Below are 22,076 nucleotides of genomic sequence, written 5' to 3' on the forward strand. Positions count from 1 at the left end.
GTTTTTTATGCAAAATTTATCTTTAGATAATTAACGCCTATGGGAAGGAAATCATGGCATCAAAACAAAGAGCGATCTCAAGGTTAGTCGCTCAATCAGGACAAATGTTATTGGCGCATGGAGCCGAGAGCACATTAGTTGGCGATATCATGCGTCGCATCGGTATCTCTTGTGGAGTCGATGAAGTAGAGGTTGCATTGTCTGCCAATGCACTTGTTGTTACTACTGTAATGGATGATCACTGTATTACGACGACTCGAAGCTGCGCTGATCGTGGTATCAACATGCAAGTGATTACTGATATTCAGCGAGTCTGTATCATGATGGAGAAGGGAATTCTTGATTATGGAATGGCTTATAGAAAGATTCAAAACATTAGTCCTGAACGCTACAACCGTTGGTTAGTTGTCGTAATGATAGGGTTATCGTGTGCTTCTTTTAGCCGTCTTGCTGGTGGAGATTGGCATGTCTTTATGATGACGTTTATAGCTTCTGCTTGCGGCATGATCGTCAGACAAGAGATCGGTCATCGTCACTTCAATCCGTTATTGAATTTTGCCATTACGGCTTTCGTTACCACGACTATCTCTGCTCAAGCTGTGCTTTACAATATTGGAGGTCAACCCACCATCGTGATGGCTTCTTCAGTATTGATGCTCGTGCCTGGCTTTCCTCTGATTAACTCCGTAGCGGATATGCTTAAAGGCCATATTAATATGGGATTGGCGCGCTTTACTATGGCCAGCCTATTAACCCTAGCGACTAGCTTGGGTATTGTCGCAGCGATGAGCCTATCAGATGTTTGGGGATGGGCAAACTAATGACTGTTTTTGAAATCTTTGTTGGGTTACTCAACGATATGTTTTTTGCTGCGATACCTGCCGTCGGTTTTGCACTGGTCTTTAACGTGCCACAACGTGCGTTGATCTATTGTGCTCTCGGTGGATCCATTGGCCACGGTAGTCGCTACTTAATGATGCATTTCGGCATTCCCATCGAATGGGCAACGTTCTTCGCGGCTACTATTGTGGGGATGATTGGCGTTCATTGGTCACATAAGCTGTTAGCTCATCCAAAGGTATTTACCGTCGCCGCCTTAATCCCCATGGTTCCCGGAGTCTTCGCGTTCAAGGCGATGATTGCTATGGTTGAAATTAACCGAGCAGGATACAACCCAGAACTATTGGCATTGTTGATGGAGAACTTTTTGAAATCGATGTTCATAATCGCAGGGCTTGCGGTTGGCTTGGCAGTACCAGGGCTGCTCTTTTATAGAAGAAGACCGATAGTATAATCGCATAATGATTTACCCTATGAGGGAAATCGGTATAATCTGTGTCTCAGAAATTACAGAGGTATAGAGTTGTGAAAATTAGCTTAATTGCAGCTATGGCTCATGGTGGGAAAATTGACAAGGAAAATGGTTTTTATTTACCTGAAGCTGGTGACAGAATTATTGGTAAAGAGAATGCCATGCCATGGCACTTACCTGCTGATTTTGCTTGGTTTAAAAAGCACACTCTAGGAAAACCAGTAATTATGGGGCGCAGAACTTATGATTCTATAGGTCGCCCTCTTCCTGGAAGACAGAATATAGTTATCAGTCGTGATCCTGAGTTATCCATCGACGGGGTAACAACAGTTACATCTACAGAGGAAGCTCTAAAAGCTGTTGGAGACGTTGAAGAGGTAATGGTTATAGGTGGTGGTTCTATATATGAATCTTACCTTCCTATAGCAAATAAACTATATCTAACATTTATTGAAGCTGAAATTGAAGGTGATACTCGCTTTCCTAGCTGGGGAAGTGAAGGTTGGACTTGTGAGTACGATGAATATTACAGTCATGATACTAAGAACCGATTTGATATGCACTTTGTTATATTAGAGCGATAATTTATAGTATGGCTTGCTTTCTTGAAATATAAAGCAAGCCCTATATTAAACTATAGTTAGAGCTTCTTGAGTGAAGAACTGTTTGTCTTCCCAGCGAAGTACCGTCAACTGACCACCCCAAACGCATCCTGTATCTAAACCAATCACATCTTTTCCTGAGTAACCTTCTAGCGCAGCCCAGTGTCCAAATAAAACCGTCTTATCCAGTTCTATACGTTGTGGTAGGTCAAACCAAGGCACTAACGGCTCAGTAGTAATTTCGCTTGGCGGAAGTTTACAGGCCATATCGAGTCGACCATCAGTAAAACAGAATCGCATTCTAGTCAGACTATTGATCGCATAGCGATAGCGCTCAATCCCTTCTAAATTTTGATTCCATAAATCAGGCATGTTGCTGTACATGTTTTCGATAAGCCATTGCCACTGATCGGATTTTAATAAGGCACTTATCTCTCGATTTTCAATCCTTGCTCGCTCTAGATCCCATTGAGGTGAAATGCCAGCATGAGACATCACGAACTCTGGATGTTCTTGAATTAAAGGCTGTTGTCTTAACCATTCGAGCAGCTGTTCTCGGTCTTCTGCATCAAGAATGGGTTGAGTCTTGTCTTTTGCTTTAGCTGGAAATAGCCCTAAGGAAACCGCAAGTAGATGTAAGTCATGGTTGCCTAATACAACCTTAGCAGCGTTACCTAGGCTACGAATAAAGCGTAGCGTCTCCAATGATTTAGGACCACGGGCGACTAAATCACCAGCAACCCATAAGGTATCTTGCTGCTTATCAAAATTGACGGTTTTAAGCAGTAATTGAAATTCGTCGAAGCACCCTTGGATGTCTCCGACAATATAATTCGACACAATAATTTCCTGTAGATACAGATGAACGGCTAATTAAGAATATTAGGGATCGCGAGTCTAAATGGATCCACTTCAGTTATGAAGTCGATGCCTTTGTTATCAGTCATCACATAATGACCTTGCATAACACCCACAGGAGTTTCGATGACGGTACCACTGGTGTAAGTGTATTCGTCGTTGGCTTCAATCACGGGTTGCTGCCCAACCACGCCATCACCTTCTATGGTGAGTTGTTTGCCGTTGGAGTCGGTAATTAGCCAGCGGCGAGACATGAGTTGAACCGTTGTTTTGCTGAGGTTTTTGATGGTAATAATGTAGGCGAAGACGTAGCGGTTCTTCGTTGGTTCAGATTGTTCCTCTATGTATTTAGAGTGAACCTGACATTTGATACAAGGCGTAGATATATCCATATTCGCACCTTTTGTTGTTGGTATACTTTAAAGTATTACATAAAAAACAGGCTCCTCACCGAAGTGTAGGAGCCTTTTAGAATTATTTGTCAGCGCTGTGAGTGTCGTACAACCAGTTTGCCATGTCGACAAACTGCTCGAGCGTTAAATTCTCAGGGCGCATGCCTGGATTAACACCCAACTCTTCAAGTACTTCCTTGTCGATTAGGCTCTTGTAGCAGTTACGAACCGTTTTACGACGCTGGTTAAAGCCTTCACGACATACTCGGTCCAACCATTTCAGGTCTTTTGCCGGGTAAGGCAACACTTCATATGGTTGAAGGCGTACAACTGCAGAGTCTACCTTCGGTGGCGGAACGAAGGCCGTTGGTGGCACTTCTAGCACAGGTGTTACTTTACAGTAGTATTGAGCCATTACCGTAAGACGACCGTAAGCTTTAGTACCTGGGCCGGCCGCTAATCGGTTAACCACTTCTTTTTGAAGCATAAAGTGCATGTCTTGTACGTCTTTATGGAACTCAAAAAGGTGGAACATCAATGGTGTAGAAATGTTGTATGGCAAGTTACCGAAGATACGTAGCTTGTTGTTTGGCTTAACAAGTTGTTCGAAATCGAACTTCATTGCATCGCCTTCATAGATCGTTAGCTTATCAGCCAGATCGGGATGGTTACGAAGACGTTCAGCCAAGTCTCTATCTAATTCGATAACGGTAAATTTATCGACAAGCTTACCCACAGGCTCAGTAATTGCGCCTAGACCAGGACCGATCTCTACCAAATTTTGACCTGGTAGTGGGTTAATGCTCGATACGATGCCATCAATAATATATGGATCGTTAAGGAAGTTTTGACCAAAACGTTTACGCGCTTTGTGCCCTAAGTGGACATCATTTCTCATTGCTTTTTCTCTACTAATTCAATGGCGTGCGTGAGCGCTGTTCTAAAGCTCCCTGTATCGGCTTGGCCTTTCCCTGCCAAGTCTAAGGCGGTACCGTGGTCGACTGATGTGCGAATAAACGGTAAGCCAAGCGTGATGTTCACTGAGCGACCAAACCCTTTGTATTTCAATACTGGGAGTACTTGGTCGTGATACATACCTAAAACAGCATCTGCATCTTGCAAATATTTTTCATTAAAGATGGTGTCTGCTGGCAATGGGCCAACTAAATTAATACCATCTTTTTGGCGAATTTTTTCTAGCGTAGGGGTGATGGTTTCTATTTCTTCACGACCCAAACAACCATCTTCACCCGCATGTGGGTTCAAGCCACATACGTAGATAGTTGGTTTCTCAATAGCAAATTTTTCAACCAAGTCTTTATTCAGAATTGCAATAATTTGCTCTAATCTGTCTTCGGTCACTGCTTGAGATACATAAGCTAGTGGGATGTGCGTTGTTACTAGCGCAACACGCAGCCCTTCTGTTGCCAACATCATCACCACGAGCGGTGTATTGGACTTCTCTGCAAAGAACTCGGTATGGCCGCTAAAAGCAACGCCAGCTCGGTTAATTACACCCTTGTGAACAGGGCCGGTGACAATAGCATCAAATTCATCATTCATACAGCCAATTGCTGCGGTTTCTAAAGTATTTAATACGTAATGACCGTTAGCCTCATTGAGTTGGCCGGCTACGGCAGTTTCAGCAAGTGGAACGTGTTTCACGACCAGTGTGCCAGCACGTTGAGATTGCTTAGCTGCGCTTGCGTCGTAATCCAGTAGATTCACTTCGATACCAAGGATTTTGGCTCGCTCGGCTAGCAGTGTTTTATCGGCACAGACTACAAGTTGATGAGGCCAGCTTTCTTGAGATAGGGCCAGAGTTAAATCTGGACCTATCCCTGCGGGTTCACCTGCGGTTATGACAATACGTTTAGTTGTCATCTTGGTCATCCTCAACCATTTCAACAAAGGCACTTGCTCTTACTTCTTGTAGCCATGCCCCCGCTTCTTCGTTGAACTTACGGTTAAATAGAATTTGGTAAGCTTTGTTTTTCAAAGCTGAATCGGTACGGTCTACTTCTCGACGGTCTAGTACTTCAACAATGTGCCAGCCATGCACGGTTTTAAATGGTGCGCTGATCTTACCTTCAGGTAGCGTTTCTACTTGGTGCTTAAATTCAGGTACATACAAATCCGGTGTTTGGTAGCCTAGTTCACCATCTTGCACGGCAGAGCCTGGGTCCTGGCTGTATTGCTGCGCAAGTTCACCAAAGCTCGCTTCACCCGCATTTACGCGACGTGTGATTTCTTCTAGTTGTTCTTTCGCGCCTTCGTCACTTAAGATTACGGTCGGTTTGATCAGGATATGACGAGCATTAACTTCCGTTACTGCTACCGTTTCCAAACCTTTCACATCTTCAATTTTCAGAATGTGGAAACCAACACCGCTTCGGAAAGGACCAATGATGCTGCCTTTATTTTGCATTTTGATTTGGTCTGCAAAAATGGTTGGCATCTCTTCTTTACGCATCCAACCCCAGTCACCACCTTGTAGTGCTTTAGGGCCTTTTGAATAAGTATAAGCCATGGTACTGAAATCTTTGCCTGAGTTGAGTTCTTCAACCACTTCTTTAGCCTGAGCCTCTAGCTCTTCTTTGGTTTGGTCATCATTAAAGCGAAGTTGGATATGTCCGATTTTGTATTGAACGGTCGCGTTTGTCTCTTGCGCTAAGATATCCGCAAGGTTATCGACTTCAGCAGGAAGAATGTTGATACGACGACGAACTAAGGCGTTACGCGCTTCACTTGCCGCAATCTCTTTTCTTACTTGCTCACGAAATGCATTGTAACTTAGGCCTTCTTCTGCAACCGATGCTGTCAATTGTTCTACCGTTTGATTGTTGTCTTTCGCGATGCCTTCGATTGCTTGATCAAGTCGAGCATCATCAATACGAACGCCAATACGCTCTGCTTCTTGAGTTTGAATGGTATCGATGATCAGTTTTTCAAGCACTTGCTCATTGAGCACGTCTTGCGATGGCAGCGTTTGACCGCTTTTTTTTGCATTTGCGCGCAGCGTCTTCATTGAAGCATCGATATCACTTTGTAAGATCACGCCTTCGTTAACGATAACTTTTACGCTGTCTAGTTCAACCGGCGCTGCGTGACTTGTTGATAAAGTACAAGCCGCTGCGATGGCAATTAATGTGCGTTTCCACAATGTCATGTGTAATCCTTTAAATTTACTGACGTTTGTCAGTAAAGAAAATTAGTTGTTTAAGAAGAATGGGCGACCGTATTCTAAAGAGTTTTCAGAGCTATCAAAACCTGAAGTATCCGCCCCGGAACCAGCAGACGTACCGAAGCCAACAATACCGAAATTGACACTAAAGTTGTTTTCGTAGACGGGGTCAGCATTGATGTCTGAATAGCCGCTACCACTCCAGCTTCGGAGCTCGTTGCTATAGGTAACTCCTACGTACCAACAGTCATCTTTATAGCGCAGATTAGCTAACCACTCGATAGCGATGTTTTCGTTCATATCATGATAATACTGGGCGCTAGCGTACCATTTTGGAGTGAATTGATAACCTGTAACTAAACCTGCTTGCGAGATACCTTCCCGCGTAATCTCATCAATATTAGTAATTGTCTCGCCGACATTATCTTCAATGTACTCTTTAGTGACGTATCGGTAGCTTGTTTGAATAAAGCCATTGCTGTTTATTTTATATTCAATTGTGCTGTTCGCTAACTGCATTTCTGCTGAATCAATATCGTATTGAACGCCACCATGGTAAAAAAGGTAGTCATCGTAATTAAAGTCGACCTCAACAGCCCAAGATGAATAATTAGATTTTTCTGTTGAATCATTATTGCCAGATGATTGCTTTGTTTCTTTATCGATATAAAATATTTGACCGAAAGAGATATTAAGACGTTCTTTGTACTCGTCATCAAAGAAACGAGAAGAGGCACCATAACTTAGCTGATTTGCAGCCGCTATAAAATCAACCCCACTATATTTGCGACTTCTAAACAATCCATAGTAATCGCTTTGTAGTAAAGTTGTATCGTAACGACCAATGTTAGATTGATCTTCCTCTGGTACGTAAAGATATTGAACCTGTGGTTCAAGAGTTTGTGTGTAACCATTCATGAGAGTAGTGTCACGCTCAAGTACAATACCTGCATGACTTCTAAATTCTGGTATCACACGAGATACACTATCTTCGAGCCCGTAATATGGGTTGGTTTCAGCTGTTCCCGTTGTCGTATCTACATCAGATAAGTCTTGATTATAGTATGTTCCAAGCAAGCGAGCCTCAGTTGTCCATGTACCCCAGGTTGTACTTAATGGAACTGTCAATCCGGGCTCAATATGTAAGCGGGTTGCTGTTGGTTTTCCTAATTCGTCTGTTTCAAATTGAGAAATGTGGCTAACCATATCAAATTCGACAGCGTTCCATATGATTGGTGCATAGTAGTTGAATTTAAGCTGTGGCATTAAACGATAGGCTTGGTTATTACTGTCTGTTAGAACTTGGAAGTCACGAACAGCGATCGATGCATCCCAATTTGAAGCTCGGTAGGTTATTTTTCCTGATTGGATCAGTTGACCATCTTCTCTATTACCGATATTTGAGTCCACATCTGAAAAGTAATTAACATCACTAACCTTTGAATAGTCGATGTCAAACTTCCATGCTTGTTGATAGATGCCTTCAAAGTTGAACTGCCCCCCCCAGCGACTGCCTTGTTCTGGGTATTTATCATCACTTTCTAGGAACTCGAACTTTAAGTTGCTTTCACCAAAAGCACTTAAATGACGGAACTCATTGTTTAGTTGTGTTCCACGTTCTGCCATATATTTAGTTGTGATAAGTAGATCGTAGTTTGGTGCTATATTCCAATAAAATGGTACTTCGGTTTCGAAACCATCACTAGAGCCGTATGAAATCGTTGGGTACAAAAAGCCAGTTTTACGTTTATCACCCACTGGAACGGTGAGATACGGCAGATAGAAAACAGGAACATCAAGAATTTCAAAGCGAGGGTTTACAAAAGTTGCTTGTTCTTCGTTCTGATCTAGTTCGATACTAGAAGCTTTTAGCCTCCATGACTTATCACCCAGTGGACAAGAAGTGATAGAACCATCTTCCATGGTATAAACGGCTTTGCCTGTGCGAGATATATATTGAGCCTCCCCTCGGCCTGGTTCGCAAAGGAATTGGTATTGGGTATTCTCTAATTCGATTTGATCGGTAGTGAGATTATTGGTCGCCTTGTCTGAGATAGACTTAATTTGACCGTCACTAAAGTTTACGTTGCCTTCAGCTACAACGATGTTTTCTTGTTGGTGAAGCGTTACATTATCAGCAAGGATTGTTTTGTTTCCTTGCGTAACTCTGACATCACCTGAATATATTGCCTTGTCACCATTGATAGCCTCTAAGCGATCTGATTCCACATGAGCGGGCAGTTGTGTCTCGTTTTCGGCAGCGGGTTCGATCAAGCATTGATCTATAGAGGGCATTTCCTGCACACTACTATCGGTGATTGTTTCAGCTTGAGTTGTCGACACGTATAATGCCGTACTTATAGACGCGGCTAATAAGGTGCGGGAAAAAGATTGCATGAAGTTGAACTATCCTGTGTCACTAGATGAAGGGTTGATCTAGTATCAATCCAATTAATAAAGCATTTTCCTTATGATAAAGGAAATATTAGCATTCAGCATCATCAGACAGCGTTACTCAGATAAAATTCATAGATAGAGAACACATAATGCAAATATTTGGCAAAATTTTGGGCGCGTTTTTTGGCTTTTTATTTGGAGGGCCGCTCGGTTTAGTTTTTGGTCTGTTTTTAGGGCATCAATTTGATAAGGCTCGACGTTTAAGCCAATCGGGATTCAATAGTTCTGGTTTTGGCCGAGGTCCAAGCCAAGCAGAAAGACAAAACGAGTTTTTCAAATCTGCTTTTGCGGTTATGGGACATGTTGCTAAAGCGAAAGGACAAGTAACACCAGAAGAGATTCAGCTTGCTTCTACAATGATGGAGCGCATGAACCTGCATGGAGAGCAACGTAAAGCGGCTCAAGATGCTTTCCGTGATGGCAAAGAGAGTGATTTTCCGTTAAGTGATGTACTTGAGCGTGTGAAAATCTCATCGGGTGGTCGCTTTGATCTTCTGCAGTTCTTTCTTGAGCTTCAGGTATCCGCAGCATTTGCTGATGGAAGCTTGCACCCAAGTGAGCGTCAAGTCTTACATAAGATAGCGCAAGGGCTTGGATTTTCTGCAGAACAGCTAGAGCGCCGCTTGCAGATGCAAGAAGCTGCATTTCGTTTTCAACAACAGGGTGGAAGCTTTGGTGGGCATCAAGGTCACGGACAGTCAGCGGGTTGGCAACAGGCTTCGCAACAGAACCAATTGGCAGATGCGTTTAAAGTTCTTGGTGTAAGTGAAAGTGCCGATGGTAAAGAGGTGAAGAAAGCCTACCGTAAGCTGATGAATGAACACCACCCTGATAAGTTGATGGCGAAGGGCTTACCACCAGAAATGATGAATGTCGCGAAAGAAAAGTCGCAAGAAATTCAAAATGCTTATGACTTGATAAAAAAGATCAAAGGTTTTAAGTAATCGAACACTAAACCGAGTAATAACAAAATTACTCGGTTTTTTATTAAAGGGAATTATATGACGGTAACGTATCAGAATGTTCTAGAGTTTTGGTTCGATGAACTGACGCCTAAGGATTGGTTTGCTGGTGGCGAAGAGATTGACGCTTTGATTGAAACTCGCTTTTCTGAACTGCACCAAATAGCCATCCAAGGTGAGTTATTTGAATGGCGCCAGACAGCCGAAGGGCGCTTAGCTGAAATCATTGTACTTGACCAGTTTTCTAGAAATATTGCTAGAAATAGTCCGGCGGCGTTTTCGGCTGACCCTATGTCGTTGGTTTTAGCTCAAGAAGCGGTAGCGGGTGGCTTTGACCACCAACTTAGCCAGCAACAAAAAAGTTTCTTGTATATGCCTTACATGCACAGTGAGTCTTTGTTAGTTCATGAACAAGCTGTGGAACTCTTTTCTCAAACGGGATTAGCACATAATCTGGATTTTGAGTTCAAGCATAAGGTTATCATTGAGCGCTTTGGTCGTTACCCTCACCGTAATGAGGTGCTAGGGCGAACTTCAACTCCTGAAGAAATTGAGTTCTTACAGCAACCAGGTTCAAGCTTTTAATTGTAGAAATACGGTTCAATAGATAAAAAAGAGGCGAGAGTTTAACAAAAACCTCTCGCCTCTTTTTTGTTTAGCTTCATTCATGAGCTTTAATGTTAAAACTAGTTTGCTTGGTTGAGTGACCAATCATAGTCATAGCTGATTTTTTCAGTGTTCGTTACCGGCTTTGTTCGATATTGGTCTAAGTGTTGAATGAGTTGTTTCTCTGTACCAAAATCTACAGCAAACCATTCGTAAATCGATGAGAGTTGGAGCTGGTTGTTGTTAACCAATACACCCTTATTACTATTGATATACTCAACAGCTGCGAGTTCTAGCAACGTTTCTGTATTATCAGAAGTAAATGCTTGAGATTGTAGATTAGGACAACCTAGACTTGCACAATTCACCGCGTAATGCGTGCGAGGGTCTTGCCAAATCGGTCTTAAAATTCGATGTTCGATATCATTGAGTGTCAGTGTCATTCCATTAACTACAACCACATCATCTCCCCACGGCCCGAAACTGAATAGTCCACCTAGCTTGGTAATGGATTTGATTGGGTAAGCATCAAGAATCAAATCGACAGTCACGGCATTATATAGATTAACCCAGTAGGCGTACTGTTCCGCTTTTGAGTAGTCGAGTGGATTCAACTGCTCTAGCCGCTTGATGTATTGCTTCAGCTTTGCTTTGTCTGAAGTACTCACTGCTTGATAGCGCACTAGGGTGTGTTGACCTTGCTTGACTAAATAGCTATCGAGGAATTGCTGCCAATCTTGATGAGACACCTGTGTTGAGTTTGCTTCATTGCTTTGGTTCCAGTGTGGCCAAAGATCGGATTTAGGTGCAGACCAAGCTAAGGTTGAGAAAAGTAGACTGATAATAAAGAGTAGTTGTTTCATGGCATTCTCCTGATGACTGACTACTAAGACCCTACGGCTTATTATTTTCTTTCATGGTTCTTTAGTTAAATAAACATGTGAGCTAAATAAACCATTTAAGTTAAACAACAAAGTTTAGTCCAAGCAAAATTTACTCAAATAAAAAAGGTTGGCACTAGGCCAACCTTTTAGGTGTTTTTGAAATCGCTTGCTCTATTTAAAGATCGCTTTATTTCAGGAAGCTAGGAATTTTAGCTTCAAATTCTGAAATCTTATCTGCGTGTTGAAGCGTTAGGCCGATGTTATCTAGGCCATTCAGCAAGCAGTGACGACGGAACTCATCAATTTCAAACGAATATTCTTTCCCATTGGCAGCGACTTTTAGCGCTTCAAGATCAACTGTAATTTCTGCGCTTTCGTTTGCTTCAACGAACTGGAATAGCTCATCGACTTCTTGCTCTGTAAGACGAACAGGAACCATCTGGTTGTTGATCGAGTTACCGTAGAAAATGTCAGCAAAGCTTGGTGCGATCATCACTTGAATACCGTAATCGGCAAGCGCCCAAGGTGCATGTTCACGAGATGAACCACAACCAAAGTTTTCACGAGCAAGTAAAATTGAAGCGCCTTTGTAACGTGGAGCGTTCATTACAAACTCAGGGTTTGGCTGTTGGCCTGCATCATCAAGGAAGCGCCAATCGTGGAATAAGTGCTTACCAAAACCGATACGGTTCACTTTCTGTAGGAACTGCTTTGGAATGATCGCATCAGTATCGATGTTTGCCGTATCTAGAGGAACGACTAATCCGGTGTGTTGTTGAAAACCTGACATGTTAAATCCTCTAATTAAAGTTCACGAATATCGACAAAGTGACCGGCGATAGCAGCTGCGGCTGCCATTGCTGGGCTAACTAGGTGCGTACGACCATCACGGCCTTGGCGACCTTCAAAGTTACGGTTTGATGTAGAAGCACAGCGCTCTTGTGGACCAAGGCGGTCATTGTTCATTGCAAGACACATAGAACAGCCTGGCAAACGCCATTCGAAGCCGGCTTCTTTAAAGATTACATCTAAGCCTTCAGCTTCTGCTTGTGCTTTAACTTGCTCTGAACCAGGAACGATCAATGCTTGAACATGTTTCGCGACTTGGCGGCCTTTTGCTACTGCTGCAGCTGCGCGCATGTCTTCGATACGAGAGTTAGTACAAGAACCCACGAAGACCTTATCGACGTTGTATTCAGATAGAGACTTACCTGCTTCAAGACCCATGTAAGCTAGCGCTTTTTCAGCCGATGCTTTTTCAACAGGGTCTGCAAAGCTTTCTGGTGCAGGGATTGGTGTGTCTACCGAGATAACCTGACCTGGGTTAGTACCCCAAGTGACTTGTGGTTTGATGTCTGCTGCTTCTAGTGTAACAACCGCATCGAACTCTGCATCAGCATCGGTTTTTAGCGTATCCCAGTATTGTATTGCTGCTTCTAAGTCTTCGCCTTGTGGAGAGAATTTACGACCCTTGATGTACTCGTATGTTGTTGCATCAGGAGCAATTAGACCCGCTTTAGCGCCAAGCTCGATCGCCATGTTACATACCGTCATACGACCTTCCATCGTAAGGTCGGTAATCGCCTTGCCACAGAATTCAACTACGTAACCTGTACCGCCAGCTGCTGTTGTCTTACCGATGATCGCGAGTACGATATCTTTTGCTGTAATGCCTTCAGCAACTTTGCCTTTTACTTCGATCTTCATGGTTTTAGCGCGAGCTTGTTTTAGCGTTTGAGTGGCTAGAACGTGCTCAACTTCTGAAGTGCCGATGCCGAATGCTAATGAACCAAATGCACCGTGTGTAGCTGTGTGTGAGTCACCACATACGATGGTCATGCCCGGTAGCGTAATACCTAGCTCAGGGCCCATTACGTGCACAATACCTTGGTATTTGTGGTTTAGATCGTAAAGCGTGACACCAAACTCTTCACAGTTTTTCGATAGCGTTTCCATTTGGATACGAGCCATCTCGCCAGAAGCGTTGATATCTTTGGTTTGTGTCGATACGTTGTGATCCATGGTTGCAAAAGTTTTACCTACTTGGCGAACTTTACGACCTTTTTCACGCAGGCCATCGAAGGCTTGTGGCGACGTTACTTCGTGGACTAAGTGGCGATCGATATAAAGAATTGGTGTTTCGCCCTTGGCTGCAACCGCAACGTGAGCGTCATAAACTTTTTCGTATAAGGTTTTTGCTTGCTGGTTTGTCGACATAGCTTTTCTTCCTTGGGAGCATCAGTCCCAGTGTTTGTTTCTAGCCAAGTCATAGTATTTAGGCTGACTTGGCTTGATATTATTCTTATGTATTTACTTCTAATCAGAGTATCTAACTTATGAAGCTAAGATGTACTCAGCGATCTTGTCACCCATTTCAGAAGTAGTCAGCGCTTGGTTTTTGCCTGCAAGGTCAGCGGTTAGCTCGCCTGCAGAAAGTGCTTTAGACACCGCTGTTTCGATATCTTGAGCTGCGGCTTCTTCACCTAGGCTGTAACGAAGCATTAGCGCCGCAGAAAGAATTTGCGCTACTGGGTTCGCGATGTTCTTACCTGCGATATCTGGAGCACTGCCGCCTGCAGGTTCGTATAGGCCGAAGTTACTTTCGTTCAAGCTTGCAGAAGGAAGCATGCCCATAGAGCCTGTGATCATTGCACACTCATCAGAGATGATGTCACCGAAGATGTTCGAACAAAGCATCACGTCAAACTGAGATGGATCTTTGATTAGCTGCATGGTCGCGTTATCGATGTACATGTGGCTTAGTTTCACGTCTGGGTAGTCTTTCGCTACTGCTTCAACCACTTCACGCCACAGGATCGAGCTTTGTAGAACGTTCGCTTTATCGATTGAGTAAACGTTTTTGTTACGTAGACGAGCAGATTCAAAAGCAATTTTTGCAATACGTTCGATTTCGTAACGGTGGTAAACCTCAGTATCAAAGGCTTTTTCAGTTGCGCCTTCGCCTTCACGGCCTTTTGGTTGACCGAAGTAGATGCCGCCCGTTAGTTCACGAACAACAACGATGTCGAAACCGTTTCCTGAAATGTCAGCACGTAGAGGAGAGAAAGACTCTAGACCTTTGTGGATTTGTGCAGGACGTAGGTTACAGAACAGTTGGAAGTGTTTACGTAGCGGGAGTAGGGCACCACGTTCAGGTTGGTCGTTTGGTGGAAGGTGCTCCCATTTAGGACCGCCAACCGAGCCGAAAAGTACCGCGTCAGATTCTTCACAGCCTGCAACTGTTGCTTCTGGAAGTGGACAGCCGTGATTATCAATTGCGATACCACCAACATCATACTCTTCGCGAGAAAAGCTAATCGCGTGCTTCTTTTCGATCGCGTCTAGTACTTTATGTGCTTGTTGCATTACTTCTGGGCCAATGCCATCACCAGGTAGTACGGCAATTTTGTATGATTTATCAGTCATGTTAATCCTTTAATTCTTGTTACTGAGCTGTTTGGCTCGTTTCAAATTTTGTCCCTAAAGCCAACAACATCGGCTCTAGGGCTCTGTTATTGGGGTGTTAAACTGTCGCGAATTTTTGCTGCTTCATTTCAGCAATGGTGTCTGCGCGTTGAATGCTATTAATAACGTGTAGTAACGCTTGACCAGAAGCTTCAACGATATCGGTTGAAACGCCCGTACCGTGGTACTTACGGCCTTTATAGTTAGCAATGATGTCCGCTTGACCTAAGCCATCTTCGCCTTCACCTTTCGCAGTAAGGTCGAATTTATCCAACGCGATTTCGTAGCCTGTTAAGCGGTAAATACATTGGTATAAAGCATCTACAGGGCCGTTACCGACAGCCGCTTCGCATTTCTCTTCATCACCACATTGCAGCTTGATGCTAGTGGTAGACATAACACTACCAGATTGTACGCTTAGGTAGTTAAGTTTATAGAAGTCATCTTCATCACGTAGATTCGCGAAGTGCATCAATGCTTCTAGGTCGTAATCGAAGACTTGTCCTTTGCGGTCAGCAAGCTTCAAGAAGTCTTCGTACAATGAATCTAGGTTGTACTCACTGTCTTTATAACCCATAGCGTCCATGTGGCTCTTAACTGCCGCTCGGCCACTACGGCTTGTTAGATTTAAGGCTTTGTTTTTTAAGCCAATAGACTCAGGCGTCATGATCTCGTAAGTGTTCTTGTTCTTAAGCATGCCATCTTGGTGAATGCCTGAAGAGTGGCTGAATGCGTTAGCACCTACGATTGCTTTGTTGTCTTGAATCGGCATATGGCAAAGCTGGCTTACCAACTTACTGGTACGGTGAATCTCTTTATGATCCAAGCCTGTGTGAACACCTAATAGCTCTTGACGAGTTTTGATGATCATTGCGATTTCTTCTAAAGAACAGTTACCCGCACGTTCGCCAATACCATTGATTGTGCCTTCAATTTGGCGAGCGCCCGCTTGCACTGCAGCTATTGAGTTTGCAACCGACATACCTAAGTCATCGTGACAGTGAACAGAGATGATGGCTTGATCGATGTTGGGTACGCGATCGAATAGCGTTTTGATAATGCCACCAAACTCATTTGGTACTGTATAGCCTACAGTGTCTGGAATGTTGATGGTTTTAGCGCCTGCGTTAATCGCAGCTTCAACCATACGGCACAGGTTGTCGATAGGGGTTCGGCCTGCATCTTCACAAGAGAACTCAACATCGTCAGTGTAGTTACGCGCATGTTTTACTGCTTTCACTGCCATCTCTACTACATCGTCGTAGCTGCGGCGTAATTTGTCTTGTACGTGAACCGTTGATGTTGAGATGAAAGTATGAATACGGAACTGGTCAGCAACTTTTAGTGCTTCTGCAGCGGCGTCGATATCTTTTGCAACGGCGCGAGAAAGCGCACAAATACGGCTGTCTTTGATGTGTTTTGCAATCGTTTGAACCGATTCAAAATCACCTGGCGAAGAGATAGGAAAGCCAGCTTCGATAACATCGACACCCAGTCTCTCAAGGGCATAAGCGATCTGTAACTTCTCTTTTACCGTAAGGCTTGCAGCCAATGCTTGCTCGCCGTCACGTAAGGTCGTATCAAAAATTATTACTTGATCGTTCATGGGTGCTTCCTTATATCGATAGTGAATCGATTGCTATCCAAATTATTATTAAGAATGATGTTCTTTTAAAAGTGCCAGTTACAAAAAAACCCGCTCAGTGCGGGTTTTAATATTTGTGTAGTTCTTGACCCACAACTTACCCGCGCGATTGGTTCACGATAAGGAGAAGTTTCAGCAGTAGAGAAGAAGAAAAAATCATTACACAAATATCCGTAAATAAACTGTTAACACCATATTTACCGTAATTTATTCTGAGCGTCAAACAAGAAAATCCAATATCAGCGTACATTGGCAGTGTTTTGGTTTGGTTTGTGCTGTTTTTTATCTTTTTCTCAGGTTAATGGGCTAATTGGTGGTTTTGTATTGGCGGGTTAGTTTATCGTTTGGCTGATGTGTAGGTTAAAACTTTGTAGTAAATCTTTTTAATGGAACGATTCACCCAAAAAATCACAAGCGTGACTAGATTAATTAATCACTTGATTAAATAGTGAGTAATTATTCTTCTACTGTTATGCCTGTTTATCTCTATAATTAATCGAATGATTAATTATAGAGATAGGTTTACGCCATGACGGCACGAAAAGCGGGGCGACCTCAACAGAACCTAGATGTTCGACAATTATTGATTGAGCACGCTCGCGATCTGTTTGTTGTTCAGCCATACGACAAGGTCTCGACACGCCTGATTGCCGATCGTGCGGGAGTGAACATTGCGATGATTCGTTATTACTTTGGCAGTAAGGCCGGGCTGTTTGAGGCGATGCTGCGTGAAACCCTACGACCGATGCAATTGCAGATGCAGAGATTGGTGGAAGAAAGCAGTCATGAGAACTTTCTTGATTTAATGCGGACTTACTACAAAGAGATGGTCAAGGTCCCCAAGTTTCCTCGTTTGATTGCCCAAGTGATGAATATGCCGCCCTCTGAAGTGCAAAGGGAGTTACTCGAAAAGGTTTTTCTCGATGTGGCTAAGCCAGCCCAAGATGTCATTTTTGAAAAATTGGTGGCGCAAGGTGTCTTAAGAAAAGATATGGATCCCAAACTCTGTCGCGTGTCGTATATAAGCTTGATGGTGTTTCCATTCATTGCGCCGCCTCCTCTACTAGCAATCCATGGTATTGAGATTAATGAAGAATTTCTTAACCGTTTAATCGAGCACAACATTCAATTGATGACAGAAGGCTTTATAAACACGCCTAGCTCTTCTTCCGTGCAGGATCAAAGATAATGAAAATAAATAAAAAACTACTCTTCTTTCCAGCGCTTGCGGTTGGTGTCATTGGCCTTGTGGTTGCAATTAACTTTAAGCCGGATCTTCCAACCAAGCCTGCGGGTGATAGAGCTCGCTTAGTTGATACAGTAAGCCTAGAGCAACAACTGATAGCACCGTTAGCGGTTGGCTTTGGCAAAGTGGTGCCGAAAGTCGAATGGAAAGCGATTGCCGAGGTGACAGGACAGATCGTTTATCGTCATCCGGATCTTGAGAAAGGTCAGGTGATCCCTGCGGGAACGGTCGTGCTCAAGGTTGATCCATTGGATTACGAATTGAAGCTGATACAAGCAGAGGCCGATCTTAAATCAAGCCAAACCTCATTAGCGAAATTGAACCAAGAAGAAGACAACCTGAATCAAACTCTTAAGATCGAAAAGAATCGCTTGGTGATCAGTAATAAAGAGCTACAACGTAAACAGGATCTGCGTAAGAAAGGACTGACTTCTCAATCTGATGTCGATCTACAACAACAAAGTGCCTTGTCTCAGCAGAAGCTAGTGCTGGACATCGCTAACCAAATCGCGTTAATGCCAGATGAAAAACGTGTTGCGGAAGCGGTGATTAAGGTCAATGTATCTAAAGTGAAAGAGGCGCAACGCTCTCTCGATAAGACCACCATCATTTTGCCAAGAGCGATGCGAATCGCTCAGGTTGATATCGAACAAAATCAAGTGGTTAATCTTCAGCAAGAGATGTTTATTGCTCACGGGATTAATGTCATGGAAGTGGAGGCGCAACTTTCTATTCACGATATGCAAACTTTAGCCTCTAGTTTTAACCAATTCCCTCGAGATGCTGCAGGAATCCCTAACCCTTATGAAGCCCCGATCAAAGCAAGCATTCAACTAAGCAGCGGTAACTTGAACCTTAACTGGCCTGCGAAAGTAGCAAGAATCAGCGAGACGGTTGATGAAAACCAAGCGACGGCGGGGATTATTCTTGAAATCGCTCAAGACTACTCACAATTACAGCCAAGCAATGCGACCCCTTTGGTCAACGGCATGTTTGTAAAAGCTGAGATTGAGGGTGTCGCAAATCTAAGTTGGGTGGTTCCAGAACGAGCACTACACGGTGACAAGGTTTACTTGATGGATGACAATCAACGCTTGCAAGTAGTGAATGTTGAAGTGCTTTATCGCAGAGACAATCAAGTAGTTGTGAGTGGTGAGCTACAAACCGGAGACAAACTGGTTCTTAATGATGTTCTGCCAGCAATTGAAGGCATGTTACTGAAAGAGTCAAACTCTGAAGAGGTTAAGCTTGAATCTAATACTCAGGAGAGTGCGTCATGATCAAGTTCTTTTCTAGGCACCCAACAGCTGCAAACTTGTTGATGCTTGGGTTGTTGATCATGGGTATCAGTTCATTATCAACCATCAAGCGTGAAACCTTCCCCGCTTATGATCCGCCTTACATCATGGCTGCCATCGTTTATCCCGGTGCTTCTCCACAAGAAGTGGAGGAGAGCTTATGTGTGCGAATGGAAGACGCGGTAGACGGCTTAGCTAACATTGAAGAAACTCAGTGTGAGGCCATCGAAGGTAGCGCACGTCTAATCCTGAAGTTGAATGAGAAAGCGGATATTGGCCGAATGCTGGTGGACGTACAAACTCAGATCAATTCGATCAATGATTTCCCAACTGAGATTGAATCGCCTGTTGTTCAAGAACTGGATTGGAATGAACCGGTTGTTGATATCGCCATCACAGCAGAAACGTCGTGGCCTGAACTCAAGGCTTACGCTGAGGACCTCAAACGTATCATGAAGCTTGATTATGATGTTTCATTGGTCGATGTCAGCGGCTTCTCGGATCATCAATATCGTGTTGAACTGGATACCCAAGCCATTCGCCAGCTGGGCTTGAGCGTCGGTGATATCGCAGACCAGATTGGCCGTCAGAATGTAAAATTGCCAAGCGGTAACGTTGAAACACCAGACAAGAATTTTTTGATTCGTTTTGACGAGAGACGAATTACGCCCGTTGAGCTAGAAAGTATCGTGGTTGGATCTGCGCCGAATGGCTCAGTGATCCGTTTGAGGGATATTGCCAAGATAACCGATCGCTTTGAACTGGATGAACAGAAGGTTCTATTTGATGGGAAGCCATCGGCTCTGTTGAAGATCAGTAAAAACAAAGAAGATGATGCGCTGCGAATTAAGGAGAACGTCACACGATTCGTTGAAGATCAGAGTGCGATTGCCCCTGATGGTGTGACGCTACAAATGACCAATGATCTCTCTTCGGTATTGTGGGATCGCCTTACCATGATGGTACGCAACGGCTGGCAAGGTATTGTGTTGGTGTTTGCCACCATGTGGTTGTTCTTCAGTTTACGATATTCATTCTGGGTTGCGGCAGGTTTGCCGGTAGCCTTCCTTGGTGGCTTGTTCTTAATGGCTAACTTGGGCTTGTCGATCAACATTATGTCACTGGTCGGTTTATTAATGGCGATTGGTATCATGATGGATGACGCCATCGTGATAGCTGAATCGATAGCCTCCCACTTGGATCGGGGGCAAAACGTTGATGATGCGGTTTACAACGGCGTTAAGAAAGTGCTTCCCGGAGTACTGTCTTCTTTCTTAACTACGGTCTGTATTTTTGGTAGCTTACTGTTTCTTGATGGGGAAATGGGCGCGGTGCTGAAAGCGGTGCCTCAGGTACTTATTTTAGTGCTGTCTCTGAGCTTAATCGAAGCTTTCCTTATTTTGCCTAATCATTTGTCTCATTCATTACACAAAGAAAAGAATGACAAGCCAGCGCTGCGTTTTAAGGTGGTGTTGCTTGAGAAGTTTGAGAACTTCCGTAATACCACTTTGATGAACATGGTTGAGAAAGTCGTGACATTCCGCTACGCCTTTATGGGGGGAGTACTGACCCTGTTGTTGCTTTCGGTAGCCTTGATCGCTGGTGGCGTTGTTAAGTTCCAACCTTTCCCTGAGCTGGATGGCGATATTGCCGAGGCGCGTATCATTCTTCCTCCGGGCGCGTCATTGTCTCAAACGGAGAGAGTCGTCGACAAAATAGTCGCGTCTGCTGAACGTTTGAATGAGCAGTGGAGTGAAGATGTTGAGGGCGGTAATAAATTGGTTGAGCATATCACTAGCCAGTTTAATGCCAATGCAGACGCCAATGAATCAGGCCCGCATTTAGCCACGGTGCGTTTAGACTTACGCGGCGCTGAGAGTCGCAATACCGTTATCGATGATTTCATTGATGCATGGCGAGAAGACATTGGTGATCTTGCAGATCCTATTTCATTAGTCTTCAAGCAGCCAACCATGGGGCCGGGCGGCCGCGCTATCGAGATCCGCGCCAAGCATGATGATCTTGCAGCGTTGAAATCGGCATCTTTGGATATTCAGGAATACCTCAATCAGTTTGATGGAGTGCATGGTGTTTTAGATGACATGCGCATGGGGAAAGAAGAGATCTTAGTTAAGCTACGCCCAGGAGCGGAAACCTACAACGTGAATGGACAGATGATTGCTTCTCAGTTGCGTGCTGCATTCTTCGGTCAGACAGCAGATGAAATCCAAATTGGGGTTGAGAACATCTCGATTGAGGTGCGCCTTAATAAAGAGCAAGCGGGAGACGTACAGCAGCTTGCTAACTTCCCGATAATTACCGCAGATGGCAGTCAGATCCCGCTAGCAACGTTGGCGACGTTAGATTTTCAACGTAACTACGTGCGTATCCAGCGTATTGATGGGCTGAGAACGATCAGTATTTTTGGTGATGTTGATAATAAGAAGGCGAGCTCATCAGCTATTTTGGCTCAGTTCCAAAAAGATGAAGCAGCCAAGCTTATTCAGAAATATCCGGGCTTACGCTTTGATTTCGAAGGGGAAGCTAAAGATGCGGCTAAGACCGGATACTCGATGGGTAAAGGGTTCTTGCTGGGGTTATTCGGCGTGTTTGCCATTCTTAGCTATCAATTCAGAAGCTACTTAGAACCCGTGGTTGTGATGCTAGCCATTCCACTCGCTTTTATTGGTGTAGTCGTTGGGCACTGGATACTTGGGCACTCTTTAAGTATGCCAAGCATGATGGGCTTTGTGTCGCTTGCCGGTATTGTGGTCAACGATTCCATCTTGTTGGTGCAGTACATTCGTCACCATGTCGATGAGGGAGACAGCGTACATGACTCGGTGGTGAAAGCGAGTCACGAGCGTTTCCGAGCTGTATTCCTGACTTCAATGACGACCGCAGCTGGTTTGCTCCCGCTGTTGACTGAAACCAGCTTGCAGGCTCAGGTTATTCAACCTCTGGTTATTTCGATCGTGTTTGGCATATTTGCCTCGACCTTATTGGTGCTGTTTATGATCCCTGCGGCCTACGCGATACTGGCGGACTTTGGTTTGGTGAAAAAACATGAGCCATTAGCGCTATAACCTTTAGCACTATTATCATTAGCGAGCACTATTATCATTAGCGAACGCTATAGCCATTAACACGATAGAAGTAGCGTTT

The 22,076-nt window shown here is 44.0% G+C and carries 19 protein-coding genes; 8 read left to right on the plus strand and 11 right to left on the minus strand.

The features are described 5' to 3' along the window. Positions 1-53: 53 nt before the first annotated feature. From BCU75_RS01955 to folA, 3 genes are all read left to right on the plus strand, one after another. A complete protein-coding gene (locus tag BCU75_RS01955; RefSeq protein WP_017073048.1) occupies positions 54-821 on the plus strand; it encodes a threonine/serine exporter family protein in 768 nt (255 codons plus the stop codon). Next, positions 821-1,294: a threonine/serine exporter family protein gene (locus BCU75_RS01960; RefSeq protein WP_076676279.1), complete on the plus strand. Its 474-nt coding sequence runs from the start codon at positions 821-823 to the stop codon at positions 1,292-1,294. Before BCU75_RS01955 ends, BCU75_RS01960 begins: the two co-directional genes overlap by 1 nt. Positions 1,295-1,365: 71 nt before the next feature. After that, positions 1,366-1,896 carry a type 3 dihydrofolate reductase gene (gene folA, locus BCU75_RS01965; RefSeq protein ID WP_372200160.1) on the plus strand — a complete coding sequence of 177 codons (531 nt, stop codon included), beginning with the start codon at positions 1,366-1,368 and terminating at the stop codon, positions 1,894-1,896. A 45-nt stretch (positions 1,897-1,941) separates the two neighbouring features. On the opposite strand, the gene apaH is transcribed toward folA, so the two are convergent. The 6 genes from apaH to lptD all read right to left on the minus strand — a co-directional run bounded on the left by apaH (position 1,942) and on the right by lptD (position 8,745). Then, complete coding sequence (apaH, locus tag BCU75_RS01970) at positions 1,942-2,754, minus strand: bis(5'-nucleosyl)-tetraphosphatase (symmetrical) ApaH (RefSeq protein ID WP_102472796.1); 813 nt, start codon at positions 2,752-2,754, stop codon at positions 1,942-1,944. Between the two features lie 29 nt (positions 2,755-2,783). Continuing rightward, positions 2,784-3,164 (minus strand): Co2+/Mg2+ efflux protein ApaG, encoded by a 381-nt coding sequence (gene apaG / locus BCU75_RS01975; protein WP_004735899.1) that lies wholly within the window; start codon positions 3,162-3,164, stop codon positions 2,784-2,786. Positions 3,165-3,246: 82 nt separating this feature from the next. Then, positions 3,247-4,062: a 16S rRNA (adenine(1518)-N(6)/adenine(1519)-N(6))-dimethyltransferase RsmA gene (rsmA, locus tag BCU75_RS01980; protein WP_004735898.1), complete on the minus strand. Its 816-nt coding sequence runs from the start codon at positions 4,060-4,062 to the stop codon at positions 3,247-3,249. Continuing rightward, positions 4,059-5,048, minus strand: coding sequence for a 4-hydroxythreonine-4-phosphate dehydrogenase PdxA (pdxA, locus tag BCU75_RS01985; protein ID WP_076676195.1), 990 nt, complete (start codon positions 5,046-5,048; stop codon positions 4,059-4,061). Before pdxA ends, rsmA begins: the two co-directional genes overlap by 4 nt. Further along, positions 5,038-6,333 (minus strand): peptidylprolyl isomerase SurA, encoded by a 1,296-nt coding sequence (gene surA / locus BCU75_RS01990; RefSeq protein ID WP_102472798.1) that lies wholly within the window; start codon positions 6,331-6,333, stop codon positions 5,038-5,040. The genes pdxA and surA overlap by 11 nt, the downstream gene beginning before the upstream one ends. 42 nt (positions 6,334-6,375) lie before the next feature. Next, complete coding sequence (gene lptD, locus BCU75_RS01995; protein WP_102472799.1) at positions 6,376-8,745, minus strand: LPS assembly protein LptD; 2,370 nt, start codon at positions 8,743-8,745, stop codon at positions 6,376-6,378. A gap of 149 nt (positions 8,746-8,894) precedes the next feature. Between lptD and djlA the strand changes: the two genes are divergently transcribed. Then, a complete protein-coding gene (djlA, locus tag BCU75_RS02000) occupies positions 8,895-9,749 on the plus strand; it encodes a co-chaperone DjlA (RefSeq protein ID WP_102472800.1) in 855 nt (284 codons plus the stop codon). Positions 9,750-9,806: 57 nt separating this feature from the next. Continuing rightward, a complete protein-coding gene (locus tag BCU75_RS02005) occupies positions 9,807-10,352 on the plus strand; it encodes a DUF924 family protein (RefSeq protein WP_102472801.1) in 546 nt (181 codons plus the stop codon). Between the two features lie 101 nt (positions 10,353-10,453). Here the strand turns inward: BCU75_RS02005 and BCU75_RS02010 are convergent, their stop codons facing one another. From BCU75_RS02010 to leuA, 5 genes are all read right to left on the minus strand, one after another. Then, positions 10,454-11,236: a DUF547 domain-containing protein gene (locus tag BCU75_RS02010; protein ID WP_102472802.1), complete on the minus strand. Its 783-nt coding sequence runs from the start codon at positions 11,234-11,236 to the stop codon at positions 10,454-10,456. A 208-nt stretch (positions 11,237-11,444) separates the two neighbouring features. Then, complete coding sequence (gene leuD / locus BCU75_RS02015; RefSeq protein ID WP_102466982.1) at positions 11,445-12,047, minus strand: 3-isopropylmalate dehydratase small subunit; 603 nt, start codon at positions 12,045-12,047, stop codon at positions 11,445-11,447. A 14-nt stretch (positions 12,048-12,061) separates the two neighbouring features. Next, entirely contained in the window at positions 12,062-13,474 is a 1,413-nt protein-coding gene (leuC, locus tag BCU75_RS02020) for a 3-isopropylmalate dehydratase large subunit (protein ID WP_102472803.1), read from the minus strand. Positions 13,475-13,591: 117 nt separating this feature from the next. Further along, on the minus strand, positions 13,592-14,683 hold the full coding sequence (gene leuB / locus BCU75_RS02025) for a 3-isopropylmalate dehydrogenase (protein ID WP_102472804.1): 1,092 nt from the start codon (positions 14,681-14,683) through the stop codon (positions 13,592-13,594). Positions 14,684-14,780: 97 nt separating this feature from the next. After that, positions 14,781-16,328: a 2-isopropylmalate synthase gene (gene leuA, locus BCU75_RS02030; RefSeq protein ID WP_102472805.1), complete on the minus strand. Its 1,548-nt coding sequence runs from the start codon at positions 16,326-16,328 to the stop codon at positions 14,781-14,783. Between the two features lie 568 nt (positions 16,329-16,896). On the opposite strand from leuA, the gene BCU75_RS02035 reads away from it, so the two are divergent. The 3 genes from BCU75_RS02035 to BCU75_RS02045 are packed head-to-tail and all read left to right on the plus strand — an operon-like array spanning position 16,897 to position 21,997. Beyond that, positions 16,897-17,556, plus strand: a complete 660-nt coding sequence (locus BCU75_RS02035; RefSeq protein WP_076679184.1) for a TetR/AcrR family transcriptional regulator — start codon at positions 16,897-16,899, stop codon at positions 17,554-17,556. Further along, positions 17,556-18,893 (plus strand): efflux RND transporter periplasmic adaptor subunit, encoded by a 1,338-nt coding sequence (locus BCU75_RS02040; RefSeq protein ID WP_102472806.1) that lies wholly within the window; start codon positions 17,556-17,558, stop codon positions 18,891-18,893. The genes BCU75_RS02035 and BCU75_RS02040 overlap by 1 nt, the downstream gene beginning before the upstream one ends. Then, entirely contained in the window at positions 18,890-21,997 is a 3,108-nt protein-coding gene (locus BCU75_RS02045; RefSeq protein WP_102472807.1) for an efflux RND transporter permease subunit, read from the plus strand. Before BCU75_RS02040 ends, BCU75_RS02045 begins: the two co-directional genes overlap by 4 nt. Positions 21,998-22,076 lie beyond the last annotated feature (79 nt).

The sequence above is a fragment of the Vibrio splendidus genome (assembly GCF_002873455.1).
GTDB lineage: Bacteria > Pseudomonadota > Gammaproteobacteria > Enterobacterales > Vibrionaceae > Vibrio > Vibrio splendidus_J.

Bases quoted from the DNA above. Each gene is read 5' to 3' on its own strand.
- leuB (WP_102472804.1), bottom strand. From the start codon at position 14,683: ATGACTGATAAATCATACAAAATTGCCGTACTACCTGGTGATGGCATT.
- BCU75_RS02035 (WP_076679184.1), top strand. From the start codon at position 16,897: ATGACGGCACGAAAAGCGGGGCGACCTCAACAGAACCTAGATGTTCGA.
- BCU75_RS02040 (WP_102472806.1), top strand. From the start codon at position 17,556: ATGAAAATAAATAAAAAACTACTCTTCTTTCCAGCGCTTGCGGTTGGT.
- BCU75_RS02045 (WP_102472807.1), top strand. From the start codon at position 18,890: ATGATCAAGTTCTTTTCTAGGCACCCAACAGCTGCAAACTTGTTGATG.
- leuA (WP_102472805.1), bottom strand. From the start codon at position 16,328: ATGAACGATCAAGTAATAATTTTTGATACGACCTTACGTGACGGCGAG.
- djlA (WP_102472800.1), top strand. From the start codon at position 8,895: ATGCAAATATTTGGCAAAATTTTGGGCGCGTTTTTTGGCTTTTTATTT.
- BCU75_RS02005 (WP_102472801.1), top strand. From the start codon at position 9,807: ATGACGGTAACGTATCAGAATGTTCTAGAGTTTTGGTTCGATGAACTG.
- surA (WP_102472798.1), bottom strand. From the start codon at position 6,333: ATGACATTGTGGAAACGCACATTAATTGCCATCGCAGCGGCTTGTACT.
- BCU75_RS01960 (WP_076676279.1), top strand. From the start codon at position 821: ATGACTGTTTTTGAAATCTTTGTTGGGTTACTCAACGATATGTTTTTT.
- BCU75_RS01955 (WP_017073048.1), top strand. From the start codon at position 54: ATGGCATCAAAACAAAGAGCGATCTCAAGGTTAGTCGCTCAATCAGGA.
- BCU75_RS02010 (WP_102472802.1), bottom strand. From the start codon at position 11,236: ATGAAACAACTACTCTTTATTATCAGTCTACTTTTCTCAACCTTAGCT.
- apaG (WP_004735899.1), bottom strand. From the start codon at position 3,164: ATGGATATATCTACGCCTTGTATCAAATGTCAGGTTCACTCTAAATAC.
- pdxA (WP_076676195.1), bottom strand. From the start codon at position 5,048: ATGACAACTAAACGTATTGTCATAACCGCAGGTGAACCCGCAGGGATA.
- leuD (WP_102466982.1), bottom strand. From the start codon at position 12,047: ATGTCAGGTTTTCAACAACACACCGGATTAGTCGTTCCTCTAGATACG.
- rsmA (WP_004735898.1), bottom strand. From the start codon at position 4,062: ATGAGAAATGATGTCCACTTAGGGCACAAAGCGCGTAAACGTTTTGGT.
- lptD (WP_102472799.1), bottom strand. From the start codon at position 8,745: ATGCAATCTTTTTCCCGCACCTTATTAGCCGCGTCTATAAGTACGGCA.
- leuC (WP_102472803.1), bottom strand. From the start codon at position 13,474: ATGTCGACAAACCAGCAAGCAAAAACCTTATACGAAAAAGTTTATGAC.